This is a genomic window from Pseudomonas sp. ASL4, assembly GCF_056680395.1.
Window position 1 is genome coordinate 3581411 of sequence record NZ_CM155280.1, and the last position, 20292, is coordinate 3601702.

Here is a 20292-nt window from a genome sequence, read left to right on the forward strand (position 1 = left end):
TGACGGGCGAAGCTGCCACATCGTGACTTGTGACGGTAATGTCCTGGCCCGGGATCTGTGGCTGCGTACTCATTCTTATCGCTGCTTCGCCATGTGTGAACCTTCTTTCTTGAAGTCTTTGAATTGCATCGCTTGGACATAGCAATGCGAAGCAAAATGTACTTTTTCTACAACATAATCTGTTGCTGCAGCGATCCACCACTGCTTGTATCCTTGTTCAAGACGAGGACAAACGGCTGCAGCTATTGCCTTGGCTTAATAGTCGCTGTAACGGAAAACCGGACTTTCTATAAGGTAGTAACGTGAAGCGTGATACCCACCTGGTGGTGCTTTTGCTGTTGGTTATCGGTTGTTCCCTGGCGTCACTGACTGTCTGGAAAGTATTGAGCTCTCGAGATCGAGCACTGGAGGAAGTGAATGTCCATGGCTTGAACCTTACCCAGGCGCTTGCTACTTACTCTGAAGGTATTGTCCGCCAAAGCTCGCTGCTTCTGCTCGGACTCGTCGAACGCTTGGAAGCCGAAGGTATTGGCCCTGCGCAGATCCAGCGCCTGAGTATGCTGGTCAACCGACAGGAGCCGCTGATGCCACAGCTCAGTGGCATCACCATCTACGATAATCAGGGCCGCTGGTTGATGTCTTCCAATCGGCCGATTCCCGCCGGGGCGAACAGCATTGATCGTGCCTATTTCATTCATCATCGCGACGATCCATCCCGTGAGACCTTTATCGGTCCGCCAATCCAAAGCCGCTCTAATCAGGAGTGGGTGATCACCGTCAGCCGGCGCTTCAATGATCCTCACGGCGAGTTTGCCGGGGTGGTGGCGGTCACCTTGGGGATCGAAAACTTCCTACGGCTGTTTGGAAAGATCGACGTAGGACAGGAAGGAGCCATCGGATTGTCCTATACCGATGGTACTTTGCTGGTTCGCTATCCCTTCCGCGAGCAGGACATGGGGCGCAACTTTTTGAAGTCGCCGATCTATGCAAAGTATCTTGTAGATCGATCAGTCGGCACTGCGTCGTTTACCTCCAGCCTGGACGGTGTGGAGCGCCTCTACGCCTTCCGAAAGAGTGACCGACTGCCGCTGATTACGACCGTTGCACTTGGCAAGCGCGAGGCCCTCGCTGCGTGGCGAATGGAGGCACTGCTGTCGGCGGTGGTGGTGACGGGGCTGCTGGGGCTTACCGGTCTCATCGGTTGGTTTTTGATCCTGGATATTCGCCGGCGAACCGAGGTAGAGGGCCAGTTACGAGGGACTCAGCAGCAATTGCTCTCATCGAATCGGCAGCTTGAGTTGCTCGCGATGAAGGATGCCCTGACCGGTTTGGCAAATCGGCGCTGCTTCGATGAGAGCCTCGCCATGGAAGCACGGCGCGCACAACGTGACGGCACGTCGTTGGCATTGCTGATGATTGATATCGACTACTTCAAGCTGTTTAACGACTCACTCGGGCATGTGGCTGGAGACGCATGCCTACAGACGGTTGGCAGAATATTCGAGGAGTGTGTACGGCGACCGTCGGATCTGGTGGCACGTTATGGCGGAGAAGAGATGGGCGTGATCATGCCTGACACCGACAGTGACGGTGCAACGGTAGTGGCGCAACTTATCCTCGACCGCTTGGAACAAGAGAACATTACGCACAAATCCAGCCCGTTCGGACGTGTCAGTGTAAGCATCGGGTGTGCTACAGCCACGGGGTCGGAACTGGATCATTTGCAGGGATTGATCGAGGCGGCAGATCAGGCGCTGTATCGCGCCAAGGCGTTGGGACGTAACCAGTTTGTGAGGGGGAAATGGTGATGTGCGTTCAAAACCGACTTCCTGTCAAATTGGAAATGCACCATTTGTTCCACCGTATTTTTACCGGTTCTGTTATCTGCAATGTTCATCGTGTGATTTGCCACATCTGCCAAAATCGTTAGTGTTTTTGTGGGCTCCTTGAATGCCTGCTTCTGGCCGATTGCCGCCTGTCACTAAAGGCAGCTATCGGCTGTAATCGACATTTGAAACGTATGTGAACGCCGTAAGCATTCACCCCTTCGCCGCGCAGACGATGACTTCCACCAACAACCGCGGATCAGCCAGTTTCGCCTCGCCACAGGCGCGCGCTGGGGCATACTCCGTTGGTACCCAAGCGTCCTATACGGCGTTCATCGCTTCGAAGTCCGCCATGTCGGCCAAAGATAGCAAATGCTCCCGAGTCGAGCCGGCTTCTATGAGCAAGGCATCGACCCGCGCCAGGGCTCATGTAGAACGCGCTTTCCATCGGGCAACTTATTTCAAATTGTTACCGCGCCGCGTTTTTTTTTGTTAGATTGCGCGCCTCAAAAATTAAGCAGGGACGCGTTATGTTTTTTGTGATCTGGCAAGGCTGGGGCATTCTTTCGATTCTTATCCCGGTGCTCTGCATATTGCCTTTTGTGGGGCTGCCCAATGGGCTCGGGCTGGGTGTCGGTCTATTGGTTGGTGCGGCCGTCAACGCTTATGTTGGTCACCGACTGAATAACCAGCCGGGAAAAACCTACATTGATAAAGACACGGGTGGCGAAGTCATCTTTCGCAAGAAGCACACGTTGTTTTTTGTGCCCATGCAGTATCTGTCAGTACTGTGGGTAGTGATGGGTGTATTTTCGTTGTTGAATGCGCACTAAGCGTACGGCATAGACCTTATGCGAGTGGCCTCTACTTCCCAAGTAGACGCCACCCGGTTAATTAGAGAAGGTCTGAAGTAGTCGGGTTTACTTCTCTAATGACGGCCGTTTTCCAGTTGCACGTCTCGTTATCGGGTACTACCCAACCGTCAAGCCTGCGCGAGCGCCAGGCTCGGGACGGCCCGTGGCCCTGGTCGCAGGAATTTGAACTGCACGGCGTTGCTCGATAGAGTCGCGCCCTGATCCGGCAGCAAGCTGCCGGACACTCGTGGTGAAAAGGAACTGCAGTTGAACGAACAGACATTGTCCATGCGCCTGGAACGCGTGGCGGCACATGTGCCAGCAGGTGCGCGCCTGGCCGATATCGGCTCGGATCACGGCTACCTGCCGGTGGCGTTGATGCGCCGTGGCGCCATCGCGGCGGCGGTGGCTGGCGAGGTGGCCTTGACGCCGTTCCGCTCGGCCGAACGCACCGTGCGCGAGAACGGCCTGGACCAGCAGATCACCGTGCGCTTGGGCAATGGCCTGGCGGCGATCGAGCCGGGCGACGGGATCACGGCGATCAGCATCTGCGGCATGGGCGGCGAAACGATCCGCGACATCCTCGACAACGGTAAATCGCGCCTGAGCGGCCAGGAGCGGCTGATCCTGCAGCCCAACGGCGGCGAGCAGCCACTGCGCCAATGGCTGATGGAAAATGGCTACCGCATCCTCTGCGAGGAACTGCTGCGGGAAAACCGCTTCGACTACGAAATCATCGTCGCCGAGCGCGCCGCAGCGGTGATGTACACCGCCGAGGAACTGTACTTCGGCCCGCTGCAAATGCAGGCACGCAGCCCAGTGTTCCTGGCCAAGTGGCAGCGCATCCTGCGCGAGAAGCAGAAGACCCTGACCAACTTCGCCCGGGCGCGGCAGGCCGTGCCCGAGGAAAAGGTGCAAGACATCGCCCGGCAGGCCCGCTGGATCACCCAGCTGCTGGCTTGAGAATAGCTTCGGTCATCTTGATCCAGTCGCATCCATTCAATCTGCCGGGATACCTGGCAACACTGGAAACCCGTCGAGCGCGAGGGGGTGTTTGGTCACTTCTACAAACGCCGCCGCGGATCTCGCGCCATTTACGGCGATCAAACATCTCACCGTCGAAAAGGTTGTCCTGGACAACAAGTAGCGAATAACTCGTCGTCCGTCCCTTAGTTGGCACCAAAGCGAATAAAACGATTGAAAAAACCCTCTATAAGCTTTAAACGGGAAGATCACTGGCACATTGCTAGCAAACAATAAGTGAGTATCGCCAGTTTCCGGCTCAGGGAGCGCTGATGAGTTTTCGTCCATTGACCGACTCCCCGCGACAATCGAACGATTGCGACGTTGTTGCCTCTCAACCAAAAGAGAACCCGGATACTGTCGGCATGGCCTGCGCCGGCAACGAAGATACGATCGAGCAATTGCTGGACTCAGCGCGCAACGGTTCCCATACCACCGCGTGGGTGGTTTATCGCGCCGGTGAACAAATGCATTTAGTCGGGCAGGGCGACCCACGGGTGCGATGGCCGTCAATCATTGTGAATGAAGAGTTTGAAGCCTTTTGCCTGACCCGGCGCTTGCACCGCTGGCCGACCGGTAGAGGCGAAACGGTGCTGGGTTGGCTACTCGCGCCCGTCAACGATGCCGCGGAGCCGGCGCTCGCTGCGTTTGCCCAGCGCCTGGGCATTCAGGTACAGACCGATACCCTTGCCCGCGCGCAGATTACTCAGCGTGTGCTGTATGAAATTACCTACCTGGCCAGTTCGACCCGCGACCGGTCAGTGTTTCTGGTGGGGGTTCACCAACTGCTGGCGAGCCTGATCGATGCCGAAAACTTCTATCTCGCGCTGTATAACCCGCACAGCGGCAAAATTGACTACCCGTATTACGTCGACATCATCGACGTTGATGCCCTGGAGTCAGAGAACTACGAATACCTTGATCGTTCGCACCTGTCGTTGACCGGCCAGGTGTTGACCACGGGCCAGCCGTTGCTGATCGACGCCGCCGGCATTCTCGCCGCTCAGGCCGAAGGCCGCTTCTACTGCATCGGTGATCGTCCCGAGTTCTGGATGGGCGCACCGTTGAAAAATGCCTCGGATGATGTGTTTGGCATGCTTGCCATGCAGGTCTACGACGTTTCTCGTATCTACAGCGCTGAAGACCGCGCGCTGTTTCTGGTGGTGGCCCGCCACGTGGCCATGGCGCTGGACCGGATTCTGCATCGAGCGGATCTGGAAGAGACGGTGATGCGTCGCACCCTGGAGCTTTCGGCACTCAACGATGCCTTGAGGCAGGAAGTGGCAGACCGAGAGCGCGCCGAACATCTACAGAGCGCACTGTTCCAGATTGCTGAACTGTCGAGCCAGCCTGGTGACATGGCTGAGTTGTTTCAAACCTTGCATGGCATCGTCGGTGATCTGCTGTTCGCGCAGAACTTCTACATTGCGCTGTTCGACGATGCGATCAGTGAAGTGACCTTTCCGTATTACATAGATGAGCGGCAGACGACCTGTCCGGTGGCACGGCGTGGGTGCCGTGGCTTGACCGAGTATGTTATCCGTCAGCGTCGACCTTGCCTGATTGACGCCGGCGAGGCTGAGCGATTGTCTGCGCACGGTGAAATCGAACTTTCCGAAGTGTATTTCCGCTCCTACTCCTGGCTGGGCATTCCATTGTTCGATGGCGAAGTGGTGCGTGGCGTACTTGCGGTGCAAAGTTATACCTCGCAGGTGCGCTATACCCTGCGTGACCAGGAACTGCTGACGTTCGTGTCGCGGCACATAGATACAGCGTTGTCGCGCCGCACGGCCGCCGAAGCGATCCATGCCGCCAACCTCAAGCTGGAAGCCCGGGTGCAGAACCGCACCCGCGAGCTCGATCACGCCAATGCCAAGTTGCAACACGAAAACTCCCACGATGCGCTGACTGGGCTGCCGAATCGTACCTACCTGCAACAGCGCCTCAATCTGGCCTGGTCGCGGTTCGGCAGCGAAGGCGGGCATCTGGCAGTGATGTTCATCGACCTCGACCGATTCAAGATGGTCAACGACAGCCTCGGCCACCATTTTGGCGACCTGCTGTTGATGCAGGCTGCCCAGCGTTTGCGCGGTTGTCTGCGCGACACCGACATGCTGGCGCGCCTGGGGGGCGATGAGTTTTCGGTGCTCGCTCCCGAGGCGCCGCTGGAGGTGGTGATCGAAATCGCCGAACGAATCCTGGTGGCGTTCGACCTGCCGTTTTTCATCAATGGCCATGAAGTTTTTTCGTCCTGCAGCATCGGTATTGTCAGCGCCGACAGTCAGTTCCATCACGAGCCGGCCGACTTGTTGCGCGATGCCGATACGGCGATGTACCGGGTCAAGAGTGCCGGACGCGACAGCTATGCGGTGTTCAACCAGGAAGTGCGCCGTGAAGTCTCGGATCAGGTCGAGCGTGAAGGCGCGTTGCGCAATGCGCTCAAACGTACCGACGAGCTGCTGCCGTATTTCCAGCCGATTGTTAGCGTTGAAAGCGGCGAACTGTTGGCCCTTGAAGCGCTGATCCGCTGGCATCAGCCGGGCGGCCGGGTGATTGCGCCGGGCGAGTTTTTGCCGGATGTCGAGGGTTTGCGTCTGATCGGTCGACTGGATTTGTACATGCTGAACAGCATTGCCGTGATCCTCGCACAACCCCAACACGCCAATTGGCCGCCGGTGCACGTCAATTGTTCGAGCTACAGCATGACGCGTCCGGACTTCGTCAGTGATGTGCTTGCACTGTTGGCGCGGCACGGGGTCGCGCCGTCGCGGATTTGCCTGGAGTTGACTGAAGGCGCGCTGGTCGCCGAGCCGGCGATGGCCCGACGGACCATGCAGCAATTGGCCGACAACGGCATGTCGGTGGTGCTCGATGACTTCGGTGCCGGGTTTTCATCCCTGAGCTATGTGCATCAATACCGTTTCAGCGGCTTGAAGATCGACAAGTCGTTCATCCTCGAACTGACCTCCAGTCCTCGCAGTCGCGCGATCGTCCGGGCGATTGTGCGCATGGCCGAATCGCTGGACCTGAGTGTGGTGGCAGAAGGTGTCGAGGATGAAGCGACGCTGGTCTTGCTGCGGGAAATGGGCGCAGGGCAGGCTCAGGGTTATTATTTTGCCAAGCCGATGGGGTTGGAGGCGTTGTTGGCGACAACCCTGGTTGGGCGTTAGGACGACTTCCCCAAACGCCCACGGGTTTCCCCGTCAGTTGATGCGCGGGTGCTGCTGCACCAGGTTCTTGCGCTTGGCTTCCAGCGCGGCGATTTCAGCGTCGATGTCTTCGATCTTCTGTTCAATATTGTCTTCATGCTCCTGCAGCAGCTCTTTCGCTTCCTCAATATCAGAAGCTGCCGGAGCGGCACCACGCAGGGGCTGGTTGGCGGTTTCTTTCATGGTTATGCCGGTCACCAGGCCCACCACGGCGATCACCATCAGGTAGTACGCCGGCATGTACAGGTCATTGGTGCTTTCCACCAGCCAGGCCACTGCGGTCGGGGTCAGGCCTGCAATCAGCACTGAGACGTTGAAGGCACTGGCCAGAGCGCTGTAGCGGATGTGAGTGGGGAACATTGCCGGAAGGGTCGACGCCATTACGCCGATGAAGAAGTTGAGCACGACGGCAATGATCAGCAGCCCCGAAAAAATCAGCCCGAGCTTCCCGCTGTTGATCAGCATAAAGGCCGGAATGGCGAGGCAGAACAGCGCGATGCTGCCGAAGAGGATGAACGGCCGGCGGCCAATTTTGTCGCTGATAAAGCCGATCATGGGCTGTACGAACAACATGCCGACCATGATCGCGATGATGATCAACACCCCATGGTTTTCGCTGTAGTGCAGGTTGTGCGAGAGGTAGCTCGGCATGTAGGTGAGCAGCATGTAGTAGGTGACGTTGGTGACGGCCACCACGCCGATGCAGGTCATCAGGCTGCGCCAGTGCTTGGTGGCGACTTCCTTGAAGGACACTTTCGGTCCGCGCGCCAAACCTTCACGATCACCTTGCTCGAGCTTTTCTACATGCTGCTGAAAGGCCGGGGTCTCTTCGAGTGCGTTACGCAAGTAGAGACCGATCATGCCCAGGGGCAAGGCGAGGAAGAAGGGCAGGCGCCAGCCCCACGCCTGGAATTGCTCTTCGCCTATCACCGCGGAAATCAGCACCACCAGGCCTGCACCGAGTACAAAACCGGCGATAGAGCCGAAGTCCAGCCAGCTCCCGAGAAAGCCGCGCTTGCGGTCCGGGGCATACTCGGCGACGAAGATCGAGGCGCCGGTGTATTCGCCGCCCACCGAGAAGCCTTGGGCCATCTTGGCCAGCAACAGCAGGATGGGGGCCCAGATGCCGATCGAGGCATAGGACGGAATCAGCCCGATGGCGAAGGTGCTGAGGGACATGATCACGATGGTGGCCGCCAGGACTTTCTGCCGACCATATTTGTCGCCTAATGAACCGAAGAACAGACCGCCCAAAGGACGGATCAAGAACGGCACCGAGAAGGTGCCCAGCGCGGCAATCATCTGCACGCTGGGGGACGCGTCGGGAAAGAACACCTTGCCGAGCACATAGGCGACAAAGCCATAGACGCCGAAGTCGAACCATTCCATGGCATTGCCCAGTGCGGCGGCTGTGATCGCCTTGCGCATCTTGGCGTCGTCGACAATGGTGATGTCTTTCAACCCGATGGGATTAACGGCTTTCTTGCTTGATTTCATGCGGATTTCCCTGTCGCTGATCCATCTCGATGCCATCGTTTTACAGGCACGCACTCATTGGTTCAGATACAAGAAGACACCGAATAATTCACTGGCTGCCGTTTTTTTTGTCTGCGCCGCGTTGTGTCGGGATTAGCTGAGTCGATCGCCACCCAGCGAATCACGCTGCATCGACTGCAGGTTTTTCTCGATGGTTTCGCAGAGGGTTTCCATCTGGATCTGGTGTTCGCTGTCGCGGAACGGGCTTTGCAGATCGGTGCCGATGCGTTCGATGGCCAGCAGCATGAAGCCCACCACCGTCGAGGCCAGTGGGGTAAACCAGCCTAGGGACTCGACTAGCCCCACCGGCACAATCAGGCAGAACAGCGAAATAAACAGCCGTGGAAAATAGACGTAAGGGTAGGGCAGCGGCGTATTGGCAATCCGCTCCATTCCGCCCTGGCTGTTGGACAGATCAACCAGGGTCGACTCCAGCCGTGCCAGGCGAATACTATCCAGGCGCCCGGCCTTGTATTCCTGGGCCAGCAGCGCCGCGGAACTGTTGAGGATATCGTTGGCAAAGTTATTGGTGGTGCCGCTGCGGGCGAACTCCTCGGCGGGAATAAACGCACGTATCTCGTCCGGACTAGGCTGCCCCCGCAGGTGCGCGGCCAGGCAGTTCACATATGCCACGTGGCGGCGCAGCAGGGTTGATTTCATCGGGTTGACTTCATTGTCCGGGTCATCCAGCAACGTCAGGACCTGCCGCGCAAAGCTACGGGAGTTATTGACCATCGCCCCCCACAACGTGCGCGCTTCCCACCAGCGATTGTAGGCACTGCTGTTGCGAAAACTGATCAGCACCACCAACGCCGAGCCCAGCAACGTCAAAGGCATCAGCGGCAGGTTGATTTTGCTGTTGAGAAACAGCATGAAGTCCACGGTGACGGCTATATCCCAGAGCAGCAACCAGAACAGGGCCCAGCCCACATAGCCCATGGTCTTGATGACCAGACGGTATTTTTTGATGATGGCGGCTTTCAAGCGCGGACCTCGCGGCGAGCGGTGGGCATTAATGCACTAACTCGGACGGTGGTTGCCGGGTAAAGGTTCGGTGGGGCTGCGATCAATGATCATGAGCGGTGAGTGCGAGAACCGGGACGCCGGGTGCGATCATATGACTAAACCGCTGTTGGGGTGAGTCGCGCCGACTGGGGCCCGACGCTGGCTTGAGCCCTGTCCACCAGCCGTTGCACCCACTCGGCATCCTGATTGTTGACCACGGCGTAGCGGTCCGGAGGGAAAAAGGTCCAGTGATGGGCGACCTCGACAAGGCGTTTGAGCTCATCGGCAGACACCCAATAGGGCGTGTCGACCAAGGGCATCGGCGCGCCGCTGAAACGCCGGCCGAGAGCGAGGTTGGTACCGGGGGCAAAGGGGATCGTCAGTTCCTGGCCGGGTTGCATTTGCTTGTCTGGCGAGGGCATTTTCCCAACCCGTCCGTAGCTGAAGTTGCCCGGATATTCATCCTTGAGTACCAGCCAGTGGCCGGCCGTGGTTTTGGCCAGAACCCATTGCGACACACCACTGTCTTGCACGCATTCAAGCTTGCCGTTTGTCCATCGCATGAGGGTGTTGCAGTCCGGATCATAGTCGCAGGACCACAAGCTGGTGCCAGACACCAAGGTATGGCGCTCAAGCTCGACCAGCCCTTGGTCCGGGATGGACTGCCAATAGCGTTTGGTCGGGTCGTGTGTATCGCGCAAAAAGTTGCGTAACACCCAGGCCGCGGTGAAAAGCAGCGTCCCGAGCGCAAGCCAGCCAGAGGCGTCTCCGACAATCCGGTCGACATCCAGGCCAGGAGCGAATAACGATCGATAGAGCAACAGGCCCAGTAAAAACGCGATACCCGGCAGAAGCGGCCCAAAGCACAACGGCGGCAGCAACACCGCGATCCAGCTGAAACGGTGCCCGGATGCGTGCTCACGCGCCCAGGCTTGCTCTTGGGCAAGCATCGGCACCCGTTCGCGCGGGGCAATGCCAGGGTCGGGCGTCTGAAAGCGCATGGACAGTGAGTAGGGGTCATCTCTCATGGATCAAATCATTCCCTTGAAGTCATTGCTTATCGGCGACTTGAATCATTCCTGCAACCCGGATCCAGTTATGACCGATCCAGTATGAGCCGCAAGAATGAAGGAAAAGCGGTCTGACGCTTCCTGCGATTACATTGGGAGCGCTTGGTTCGGGACTACGCTAAATCCATGCGGGTCGTCGATCAATGGTGACCCACTGTTCGCGCTGCATCCGCCCCTGGAGCGCCCAATGCCGCCCATCATCACGCGCCTGGTGGCGCTGTTTGTTCTTTGCCTGACACTTGAAGTCCCAGCCCAGCCCAATGCCTGCCCGGTTGGCGAGAAACAAGTGTGCCTGGATGGCTGCGTCTGTCTGCCGGACCTGGGGCCGCTGCTCGGCCCCCTGCCTGATGGCATCTATCAGATCGCGGCACCCGCACTGGCGCTGTGGTTGACCCAAGCCCGCGCCGAAGCAGCCAGCGCCGGCACCCAACCCATTCCACTGCATATCCGGGAGCAACTGCTGCGCTGGTACGACCCCAGTGTCCTCGATGCCGCGCGCTACAAAGTCAGCGACAACGGCCAACTCAATGCCGCCACTGCCATGCTGCAAAACCCCGATGTCGGTGCCGTGACGCTGATCGACATCATTCTCTTCCGGGACGCTCAAACCGCAGAGCAGAACATCCCGCTCTGGGCTCACGAATTAAAGCATGTGCAGCAGTATCGGGAATGGGGGGTAGAAGGATTTGCCCAGCGTTATACACAAGATTTCAATGCTGTGGAGGCACCGGCTTATGCCATACAGGCTGAGGTCAGGCGGTGGGTGCGGGAAGGGACTTACTGAAAGATGGTAGTGAAGCTCCGGCGCATTGCGCAACCTGTCCTGCATTTCTTCCAGTACGGCTTCATGCTCCCAGCGTCGACCCCGTCGTTCCTGACTGACTGCTTTTGACCGATTTCTACCTCTCGCGACAGGCTGCTTTCGACCCCAAAGCAGACCTTAGTACGAACCACAACGCTCAACCTCGCACACCAGATGGAACCTAAGCACTTCATCAATGACTTCCTCGCCATACAAACGTAATCTCGCCAGTTCGCTGACCAAAACAAGACAAAAAATCAGGAGTCATTGATGCAACCGATCCGTCTCGGTCTGGTGGGCTACGGCAAGATTGCCCAGGATCAACACGTCCCCGCTATCAACGCCAACCCTGCGTTCCAGTTGGTGTCTGTCGCAACCCAAGGGCAGCCCTGCGCCGGGGTTGAGAACTTTCAGTCTTTGAGCGAGCTGCTGGAAAACGGCCCGCAGGTCGATGCGATTGCGTTTTGCACTCCGCCGCAAGGACGATTCGCTCTGGTGCAGCAAGCGCTGGCCGCTGGCAAACACGTGCTGGTAGAAAAACCGCCGTGCGCCACCTTGGGTGAAGCGATGGCACTGGTGAATCAGGTCGGGGAGCAGGGCGTCAGCGGTTTGTTCGCCTGGCATTCACGCTACGCGCCCGGCATCGAAGCGGCCCGTGACTGGCTGGCCAGCCGCACCCTGCAAAGCGTGCAGATCGACTGGAAGGAAGACGTGCGCAAGTGGCACCCCGGCCAGACATGGATCTGGCAACCCGGCGGCCTGGGCGTCTTCGATCCCGGTATCAATGCCTTGTCGATTGCAACCCATCTATTGGCGCTGCCGCTGTTCGTTGAGTCTGCCGAACTGCGAGTCCCCGGCAACTGCCAGTCGCCTATTGCCGCTTCCATCAAGATGTCTGACGCGCGCCACCTCGATGTCCGCGCGGAGTTTGATTTCGACCACGGTCATGATGAACTCTGGAGCATCGAGATTCGCTGCACCGAAGGCATCCTGCGACTGGACAACGGCGGCGCACTGCTGAGTATTGACGGGGTGCGCCAAGCCGTCTCGGAGGAGGGCGAGTACGCGGCGGTGTATCGACATTTTCAACAGCTGATTGCCGACAAAACCAGTGACCTGGACCTCCAACCGCTGCGACTGGTTGCCGATAGCTTTTTTGTCGGCAGTCGGGCGTTGGTTGAGCCGTTTTACGATTAGAGAAAAGCGAGACAGGTTTATTTACGCTTGGTGGTAATTAAATCTGTCCCCTTATCTCGACCCAATACACGATTAGATCCCAAAAAAGGCGCGCAGAGTGGTGCAAAACATAGACCCAGTGATCGAGACGGAGCGGTTAGTACTTGATGCGCTTGCTCAAAACGACGCAAAAGCTCTATTTGAATATCGTGGGGATCCCACGGTGGCCAGGTACCAAGGCTGGCAACCTTCCAGTGTCAAAGAGGCGGCCGACTTTATTTCAGAGCAGTCGAACATAAAATTTGGCCAAGCCGGCGAGTGGTGCCAGCTTGCCATCCGCAGCAAGCAAACCGGTGAGTTGATCGGCGACTTCGGAGTACGGTTTCCAGCAACGACGGCGGATTCAATCGAGTTCGGTCTATCACTCAGCCCGGCTCATCAGCGCAAAGGGTATGCACGCGAGGCCGTGGTGGCCAGTATCAACCTTGCTTTCCGGCAGTGGGGTTATCGTAGGTTGGTCTGTTCTGTGGACCCTCGCAACAGGGCAAGCGTGGCACTGTTCCGAGCGCTAGATTTCCGTCAAGAGGCTTATCATGTGGAAAGCTACCAACTCCGTGGGGAGTGGGTTGATGACGTGATCTTCGCGATGCTCGCCCGTGAGTGGCCTAGAGAGTTTGGAGTCGACCAGTAGTAATAGCCGTATTCAGGAGGCCAACGGGTATTACGAGCGCGCTCAGATGGTGGCCGAGCCAATTCCCCTGGTGAGAGCTTACGGACACTCTCGAAGGTAACCGTGGTCCAGCCATCAGTCCATGTGATCGGACGGTCGACGACTTGCTTGAATTCACTGTGAGTGTTTACGCCTTAAGCTATCACCTAACGTACTCTATTTTTGTTTTCGAAAAGAGGGACTAAGTTGTCTGGTCTTCGGCAAATAGTGCGAGCTGGTGAGTTGTTCAGCGCCTCCTTAGGGGGCATAGTTTTAGTGCTATGCCCCATTTGATTGATCGGCGGCGGATTGTATTTTGGTGAAAGGTTTTTATGGATTACATGCCGGTGGAGAAGTCCGGTTGGTACATGTCGATATCATTTCGCACTGCTTGCAACGCTTTATCGTAATAACAAAGCATATGCAAAGCCCAGTCGGCACGCGCCCGAAGGCGAATATCATTTTCGTCTTTAGGTTCTCCATTGTTCAGCATACTTTCAACTTGCCTGACAATCAGATGCTCCGGAAGGTAGGTAATCCGGCAATTTTTATAACTGGATCCACGTAACTCAGCGATAGGATAGGCGCCCCCTAAACCGGCCGAAACCCCTACCAATAGCGCTGGCTTATGTCCCAATTCGGCGAGACCGGCATAAAGGAAGAAGTTTTTTAAGGCTGGGCAAGCCATGCCGTTCCACTCTGGGCTGATAACAACCAGCGCTGTTGCTTTTTTAAGGATTGACTGCTGTATGCTCCAGACGTTGTCAGTATCTTTTTCCGGCCAAAGTGGTAGTCGACTTGATGCTAAGTCTATTAGGTTGATTGACTCGCAAAGTTCTAATTTTTCTAATCGGTTTCGCAGATAATTGGCGACCTTCACTGATTGGCTGTGTGATCTATTTGATCCAGACAGCAGAACGATATGGCTACTCATCGTGCGACCTTCTGCTCAGCATTCACCGTCGGCGCCACACGACGGGATCGAACAACTGGCCAGAATAATTCCTCTTTCCAACTGATCGGCGACAAGTGCTCGATACCATAAGCTGGTGGACGACGGCGCGTAATCTTTGCCGTCCCGAACAGTACATCCCAAAGAAACAACATGTTGCCAAAATTACCTTTGTAATGCGTGACGCCATCCTCAGCAGTCAAACCGTGATGTGCAGAGTGAGTGGATGGCGTAGAGAAGGTGCGCTCCAATATCCAGACAAGAGGGCGTAAAGCAGGGATGCGGTAAAGTTTATCGTCCCAGGCGACACTGCTGTGCGCCGCAAAAATCACGGTCATTTTCAAGATCAAATAAACGTAATAAATCGGGGCGAGACCAAGATAAATTAGAACACCGGAAAGCCAGATGCCCGGCATCAGCAGATAGTAAAAACTGTTATTGCGATAGACGATGCGAATACTCATGTAAGGAGCTGAGTGGTGAGCGCGATGCAGGGCATATAGCGCGGGGATGCGGTGAGTCAGGCGGTGCCACCAATACTGGGTCATGTCATCCAGCAGTAAAAACAACACAAATCCGGCAATCCATGGGATCTCGGCCAACGCGTCTTTCTTATCTGGCAGAAGCTGATTTAAGATCATGCCACTTAGCCACATCACCAAAGGAAACGTGATGGCTACCATTATGCTAGACCCGAAGACCTCAATCAGCACGTCACGTTTGCTACTTGACGCCTGGCGAAACGATGAGCAAGCAAGCTCTATTAAAACGAAGGCAAGGAAAATTCCGGCCACGATAAAGGTTGGGTTGTTGGCGAGCATTGTTGTATTCATGGCACTCTCGATTTAGGCCCTTGCGGGCAATGCCAAATAATTAGAAACCAGGAGCTCGGCGCCCCCAATGCGTGAATCGGACAGAGTTGAGCTAGAACCGGCCAATCGCTCGAACCAGCGTTTTCATCGCGGCAAGCTCGGTCAGGTGTTGGAGCGTTTTCTCGACAGCCAAGCCCAGCATAAAAGTGCAGATTACAGTCTGGTGGAGTTGGATCAGCTATGGCGTGAGGCGGCGCGTATTGACCCCGCCATTGGCCTGAAACTGTTCACACTGTTCACACCTCAGGACTGGCACGTACTAGTTTATCTGTGCCTGTACAGTCCAGACGTTGCCTCTGCACTGCAGTACTGGGCCCGTTACGCACCGCTGGCATCGGATGCGGACAGTGTCAGGTTGGTGAATGACGAAAACGGCTTTGGGGTAGAGCTGGGCGTCGACGCACCGGGTGAGCTGAGGCGCTATGTCACCGAGCACTACGGCGTCATGTTTATAACCCAACTGCAGCGCGGAACTGGCCAGGAAGTTTGTCCAGTGCTGGCAAAATTTACCCATTCGCGTCCGTCGTATTACAAGCAATACGCGCATTCGTTTGGAGAGCGGATTGAGTTTGACTGCCCGACTAGCTGCTTTTACTTTGATTCTCGTAGCCTGGGTCTTCCGATGCTTACTCGACATAACGGTATGCTGGAGCTGCTGACTCAGGAACTAGACCGGCGGATTGCGGTGTATCGAAATTTCAGCGGCTGGGCCGCCAAGGTGGCGGCAGGGGCGCGACGGGCATTATCGCGAGGTGAGCCCCCGAATCTGGAAAATCTGGCAAAGACTCTTCACCAGACACCGCGCACTTTACGTAGACGCCTGGAAGAGCAAGGCACGACATTCCGGCATTTGCTTGATCAGGTCCGCGCAGAACTGGAACTGCATCTGGAATTGCAGGGAGAATCTCGAGCAGATATTGCTGACCAGTTAGGCTATAGCGATTTGACTGCCTATCTCCACGCCCGTAATAGATGGCGCGTAAAAGTGTAAAGGTATCGTTATCTAAAGGCGATTCAGCGTAGGTATAGATCTGAGAGCCATTCAGGCGTCGTTAGAGCAATCCTTTTGCACAGTTCTGACCTCCTTGGCCGGACAGCGACGGTCTAGCATCGACCGTCGCAGTGGCTGGTCAGACTTCCGTCTGTTCCGCCATTTCCAGGGCGTCATCGACCTCAATTCCGAGGTGCCTGACGGTGCTTTCAAGCTTCGTATGACCAAGCAGGAGTTGAACAGCTCTCAGGTTTTTCGTCCTGCGATAGATCAGCGATGCCTTGGTTCTCCGTAGCGTGTGGGTACCGTACATGGTTGGGTCAAGGCCAATGGCTGTGACCCACGCTTTGACTATTCGAGCGTATTGCCTGGTGGAGAGATGATCTGAACCGTGCAACCGGGTCCGAATCAAGAAATCCTCACTGCGGAGGCGTGCCAGATGCATCCAAGCCTCCAGAACCGTTCGGGTTTGCTCTGTGATTTCAAATTGCACAGGCTGCTGAGTTTTCTGCTGCATCACGATGGCCCAGATATCTCTCACTCGGAGCGGGGCTTTCTGCCCGACAAGCTTTCCCTTGTTCCAAGGTTGATAGTTGTATGTGGCAATTGTGTTCATGACTTGTCCTCCAGGTTGGGGGAGGACAAGGGTGGATCAGTTACAGTACGTGGGGGTGCTATCCGACCCGAAGCGGTCTTTCCGTTTTGTCCACAACGGACGCTCGACGCCACCAGTTATCCGACTATCCTGCGGATGCGATAGAATTTTTCGAACCGTGGGCCGCTAAAAAATCGTATCCAGGCAATATCGAGGAAGACCAAATGAAAACCGCGCCGAACGTACTTCCCTGGAAAAATACCCCGTATGAAGTGGAGTGCAATTTTGCAATGGGTCATCTTGTGATGAACCTCCAGCCGCGACTGCTGGTCAATGGCCGTGTCCATGCTGAAACCTATATTGCGGCGGTCGGTGCAATTGCGGGCTACGCTGCGCAGCGCACGCTGTTCGCCGAAACGCCGCCGGTTGTCGGGCACAACATTCATCGCATGGGCATGAAGTCGGGCGAACAGTACTGGTTGGGCGATGCACTGAACAATATGCTCGTACCCAAAACGGAAGCCGATGGGAATCGCTGCCTATGGTCGTTGGCGTCCGGTGGCGCACTCAGTGCTGGCCTGCCGCCTCAGCAAATACCCAATCTTGAGGCGATGTTTAAACACGTCGTGTCAACGATTGGAGAAGCGACTGAAGGCAGATCTTCAGTTCCTGCTCAGCATCAAGCTCACCTTGCGGCAAGAGATCTACTCAAATTAGTGTGGCCCTTAGCACTCACCTGTTTTTCAGGAAAAATTCCTGGCGCCAGCCGCGAATTTGGAGCCGTACCTGTCGCATTGTGGTCGGCCATTGCAGCACAAGCTTCGAATCGCCCCATCCAAGATGTGAAACAGGTGTTGGCCCCCGATATTGCTCTGACGTTGCTGATGGAATCTGCAATTTATTGCAGCAAACTTGACCAGGCGAGTATTGAATCAATTTAGGACCGCTTGGGCCTGAGTAGCAATGCCTGGGGGAGATTGAAGCTGTTGAGCACCTTTGATGTCGAAGCAGCGCCTATTGCTTGCGGTCTATGTAGGTCCATCGACCGGTTGAATCAACAGCCGAAAGCAGCCAGTCACAAAGACCAGCCACTAACAACCCCAAACCTAACCCAACAACGGCGAAGGATGCCGACTAAACCAACGGCTTGCCACTTCATAAGCGTGAGCCAGTTGCAGTACGGCAAAGTCAGCCTGGTGCCGGCCGATGATCTGCATGCCCATCGGAAGCCCGTTCTCATTGAACCCCACTTGAACATTGGCCACCGGGCAGCCAGAGAGCGAGCCCGGGATCACCACTTCCATCCAGCGGTGATAGGTGTCCATGGCGACACCTTCAATGGAGGTCGGCCACGGGATGTTTTTGTCGAACGGGAAGACCTGAGCGCTCGGCAGCAGCAGGTAGTCGAAGCGTTCGAACAGTCTGGAAATGGCGCGGTACCAGTTACTGCGCGCGACCGAAGCGGAAAAGACTTCGCTGGCCGTCAGCTTCAGGCCGTTTTCGACTTCCCAGCAGGCTTCCGGTTTCAACTGCTTGCGCTTTTGCGGGTCGGTATAGATTGCTCCCAGAGAACCCGCAACCGTCCAGTGGCGCAAGGTTCGCCAACTGCTCCACAGTTGTTGCGGGGCGAATTCGGGTTGGACCGATTCGATGTGGCAACCCAGGCTTTCGAAATCGGCAAAGGCCTTTTCGCACAGCGAAAGAATGCCGTGTTCCATCGGCAGGTAGCCGTTGAAGTCTCCTAGCCAGCCAATACGAGTGCCTTTGAAGTCGCGCTCCAAGGGTGCCGCGAAGGCACCGCCGGATTCGGCGATGGACAGCGGCGCGCGGGCATCCGCGCCCGCCTGCACAGACAAGAGTAAGGCCGCATCGCGCACGCTACGGCCCATCGGACCTTCGTAACCGAGCTGGTCGAAAAACAGATCGGCACTGTCGTCGAACGGCACACGGCCCTGGGATGGGCGGAACCCGAAGATATTGTTGAAGGCTGCCGGATTACGCAGCGACCCCATCATGTCGCTGCCATCGGCCACCGGCACCAAATGCATGGCCAGTGCTGCCGCCGCGCCGCCGCTACTACCGCCCGCCGTCTTGCTCGGGTCAAAGGCACAAGCGGTAACGCCGAACAACGGGTTATAGCTTTGCGAGCCAAGACCGAATTCCGGTGTGTTGGTCTTGCCGATAATGATCGCGCCAGCGGCCTTGATCCGTTCCACCATGATGCCGTCGCGTTCCGGGACAAAATCTTTGAACAGCGGTGAACCCAGGGTGGTGCGAATGCCGCGGGTCAGGGACAAGTCCTTGATGGCGTGGGGCAAACCGTGCATCCAGCCAAGGTACTCGCCACGGGCCAGCTCGGCATCGCGGACGTCGGCCTGGGCCAGCAGGTCTTCCGGTGCTTGCAGGCTGATCAACGCATTGACACGAGGATTGAAACGGTCGATATGGCCAAGATAAGCCTGCATCACTTCCCGGCAGGAAACCTGGCGCAGGCGGATGCGTTCGGCGAGTTCATTGGCCTGTAGCAGGACCAGTTCGCTGATGGTGTTAGAAGTCATTGCACGCTGCCTTTCAGACGGCTGGAGAAACACCCCGTCACCGCGACGGGGCGGTAAAAATCAACGCATCAGGTTGGTCCACAAACGGTCGGCCAGGCGGATCGCACCTTCACCGCAGGTTTTGCTGAACACGACCTGCGTACCTTGCGGAATGTGCAACTCCGGTGCGTCCTTGAGGCCTGCGTCGAGAAACGGTTCAACGCCCTTGACCGGGCTCTGGTGCTTGAGAAAGTTCTGAGTCATCGCGGAGTTTTCAGGCTGGCTCAGAAACGCGATAAACGCCTTGGCGTTCGCCGGATTCTTGCTGCCCATTGGTATGACCATGTTATCGACCCAGGCCAGCACGCCTTCTTTCGGGTACAGGTATTTCAGGCTGGGTTTCATTTCCCGGGCGCGCATCGACGAGCCACCCCAGAACATCGACATGTCGACTTCACCGGAGGCGAGGTTTTCGCGGATCGAACCGGCCTTGGAGCTGTAGGTTTTGACGAAGGGCTTCTGCGCCTTGAGCAGGGTGAGCACTTGCTGTATCTGCTTGGGGTCTTCGCTGCAGAGCGGGATATTCAGGTAAAGGCTGGCCATGTCGATGACTTCGCTGACCGAATCGAACATGTTGATTCGTCCCTGCAATTCGGCCGGCGGCTCGTAAAGCACCTTGTAGCTGTCGGTTGGACCCTTGTAGCGTCCGGCGTCGAGTACCACGCTGGTGGTGCCCCAGATGAAAGGTACGGAATAGGCGCCTTCCGGGTCCCAAGTGGGCTTTTTCAGGTTGTCGACGATGTTCGCGTAGTAGGGCTCATTGACCGGGTCGAAGCGTTCCAGCAAATGCTCCTTGATCAGGATCGGAACGAACTGGTGCGACGGAATCGCCACGTCGTAACCCGCGCCGCCTTGCTTGAGCTTCGCCAGCAGCGTTTCGTTGGAGTCGTAGGAATCTACGGTGACTTCGATCCCGGTTTGCTTCTGGAACTTGGCGAGGATCTCGGGCGAAAAGTAACCGCTCCAGCTCACCACGTTGAGTTTTTCCGCGGCCTGAACGCTGCCGACAATCGTCAGCGGTAAGGTCAGTAACAACGAGGTGCCGATGCTTATAATCAACTTGCTCATGCTTTTT

17 protein-coding genes and 1 pseudogene are annotated in these 20292 nt (G+C 56.6%); 9 read left to right on the forward strand and 9 right to left on the reverse strand.

From position 1 onward, the window contains the following. The first annotated feature begins 302 nt into the window (after positions 1-302). Positions 303-1808 (forward strand): sensor domain-containing diguanylate cyclase, encoded by a 1506-nt coding sequence (locus tag AC1MEW_RS16165; RefSeq protein ID WP_201257628.1) that lies wholly within the window; start codon positions 303-305, stop codon positions 1806-1808. A 231-nt stretch (positions 1809-2039) separates the two neighbouring features. On the opposite strand, the pseudogene AC1MEW_RS16170 reads toward AC1MEW_RS16165, so the two are convergent. Beyond that, positions 2040-2252, reverse strand: a pseudogene (locus AC1MEW_RS16170) (Rid family hydrolase); the annotation flags it as partial. Positions 2253-2356: 104 nt separating this feature from the next. On the opposite strand from AC1MEW_RS16170, the gene AC1MEW_RS16175 reads away from it, so the two are divergent. The 3 genes from AC1MEW_RS16175 (at position 2357) to AC1MEW_RS16185 (ending at position 6873) form a co-directional block, all read left to right on the forward strand. After that, a complete protein-coding gene (locus AC1MEW_RS16175) occupies positions 2357-2659 on the forward strand; it encodes a hypothetical protein (protein ID WP_201257629.1) in 303 nt (100 codons plus the stop codon). 288 nt (positions 2660-2947) lie between these two features. Further along, positions 2948-3643, forward strand: a complete 696-nt coding sequence (locus AC1MEW_RS16180) for a tRNA (adenine(22)-N(1))-methyltransferase (protein ID WP_242486434.1) — start codon at positions 2948-2950, stop codon at positions 3641-3643. Positions 3644-3975: 332 nt separating this feature from the next. Further along, a complete protein-coding gene (locus AC1MEW_RS16185; protein ID WP_480427000.1) occupies positions 3976-6873 on the forward strand; it encodes a sensor domain-containing phosphodiesterase in 2898 nt (965 codons plus the stop codon). Positions 6874-6906: 33 nt separating this feature from the next. Here AC1MEW_RS16185 and proP read toward each other — a convergent pair whose 3' ends face one another. The 3 genes from proP to AC1MEW_RS16200 all read right to left on the reverse strand — a co-directional run bounded on the left by proP (position 6907) and on the right by AC1MEW_RS16200 (position 10481). Further along, positions 6907-8409, reverse strand: coding sequence for a glycine betaine/L-proline transporter ProP (gene proP / locus AC1MEW_RS16190; protein ID WP_201256421.1), 1503 nt, complete (start codon positions 8407-8409; stop codon positions 6907-6909). 132 nt (positions 8410-8541) lie between these two features. After that, on the reverse strand, positions 8542-9432 hold the full coding sequence (locus AC1MEW_RS16195; protein ID WP_480427003.1) for a bestrophin family protein: 891 nt from the start codon (positions 9430-9432) through the stop codon (positions 8542-8544). Between the two features lie 137 nt (positions 9433-9569). Then, on the reverse strand, positions 9570-10481 hold the full coding sequence (locus tag AC1MEW_RS16200) for a hypothetical protein (protein WP_322268913.1): 912 nt from the start codon (positions 10479-10481) through the stop codon (positions 9570-9572). Positions 10482-10710: 229 nt separating this feature from the next. Between AC1MEW_RS16200 and AC1MEW_RS16205 the strand changes: the two genes are divergently transcribed. The 3 genes from AC1MEW_RS16205 (at position 10711) to AC1MEW_RS16215 (ending at position 13192) form a co-directional block, all read left to right on the forward strand. Further along, positions 10711-11307 carry an eCIS core domain-containing protein gene (locus AC1MEW_RS16205; protein WP_323570392.1) on the forward strand — a complete coding sequence of 199 codons (597 nt, stop codon included), beginning with the start codon at positions 10711-10713 and terminating at the stop codon, positions 11305-11307. Between the two features lie 288 nt (positions 11308-11595). After that, complete coding sequence (locus tag AC1MEW_RS16210; protein ID WP_201256425.1) at positions 11596-12522, forward strand: Gfo/Idh/MocA family protein; 927 nt, start codon at positions 11596-11598, stop codon at positions 12520-12522. A gap of 100 nt (positions 12523-12622) precedes the next feature. After that, positions 12623-13192: a GNAT family N-acetyltransferase gene (locus tag AC1MEW_RS16215; RefSeq protein ID WP_201256426.1), complete on the forward strand. Its 570-nt coding sequence runs from the start codon at positions 12623-12625 to the stop codon at positions 13190-13192. A 355-nt stretch (positions 13193-13547) separates the two neighbouring features. On the opposite strand, the gene AC1MEW_RS16220 is transcribed toward AC1MEW_RS16215, so the two are convergent. Together AC1MEW_RS16220 and AC1MEW_RS16225 are read right to left on the reverse strand one after the other, a co-directional pair. Further along, a complete protein-coding gene (locus tag AC1MEW_RS16220; RefSeq protein ID WP_201256427.1) occupies positions 13548-14144 on the reverse strand; it encodes an NADPH-dependent FMN reductase in 597 nt (198 codons plus the stop codon). Further along, positions 14141-14995, reverse strand: coding sequence for a sterol desaturase family protein (locus AC1MEW_RS16225; RefSeq protein ID WP_201256428.1), 855 nt, complete (start codon positions 14993-14995; stop codon positions 14141-14143). The genes AC1MEW_RS16220 and AC1MEW_RS16225 overlap by 4 nt, the downstream gene beginning before the upstream one ends. Before the next feature lie 67 nt (positions 14996-15062). Here AC1MEW_RS16225 and AC1MEW_RS16230 point away from each other — a divergent pair, with 67 nt between their 5' ends. Next, positions 15063-16025 (forward strand): AraC family transcriptional regulator ligand-binding domain-containing protein, encoded by a 963-nt coding sequence (locus tag AC1MEW_RS16230; RefSeq protein WP_201256429.1) that lies wholly within the window; start codon positions 15063-15065, stop codon positions 16023-16025. Between the two features lie 139 nt (positions 16026-16164). Here AC1MEW_RS16230 and AC1MEW_RS16235 read toward each other — a convergent pair whose 3' ends face one another. Next, entirely contained in the window at positions 16165-16641 is a 477-nt protein-coding gene (locus AC1MEW_RS16235) for a tyrosine-type recombinase/integrase (protein ID WP_322268912.1), read from the reverse strand. Between the two features lie 203 nt (positions 16642-16844). Here AC1MEW_RS16235 and AC1MEW_RS16240 point away from each other — a divergent pair, with 203 nt between their 5' ends. Then, a complete protein-coding gene (locus AC1MEW_RS16240) occupies positions 16845-17561 on the forward strand; it encodes a hypothetical protein (protein ID WP_201256431.1) in 717 nt (238 codons plus the stop codon). Between the two features lie 165 nt (positions 17562-17726). Here the strand turns inward: AC1MEW_RS16240 and AC1MEW_RS16245 are convergent, their stop codons facing one another. Beyond that, complete coding sequence (locus AC1MEW_RS16245; protein WP_322268895.1) at positions 17727-19178, reverse strand: amidase; 1452 nt, start codon at positions 19176-19178, stop codon at positions 17727-17729. Between the two features lie 60 nt (positions 19179-19238). After that, positions 19239-20285 (reverse strand): ABC transporter substrate-binding protein, encoded by a 1047-nt coding sequence (locus tag AC1MEW_RS16250; RefSeq protein ID WP_201206691.1) that lies wholly within the window; start codon positions 20283-20285, stop codon positions 19239-19241. Between the last annotated feature and the right edge of the window lie 7 nt (positions 20286-20292).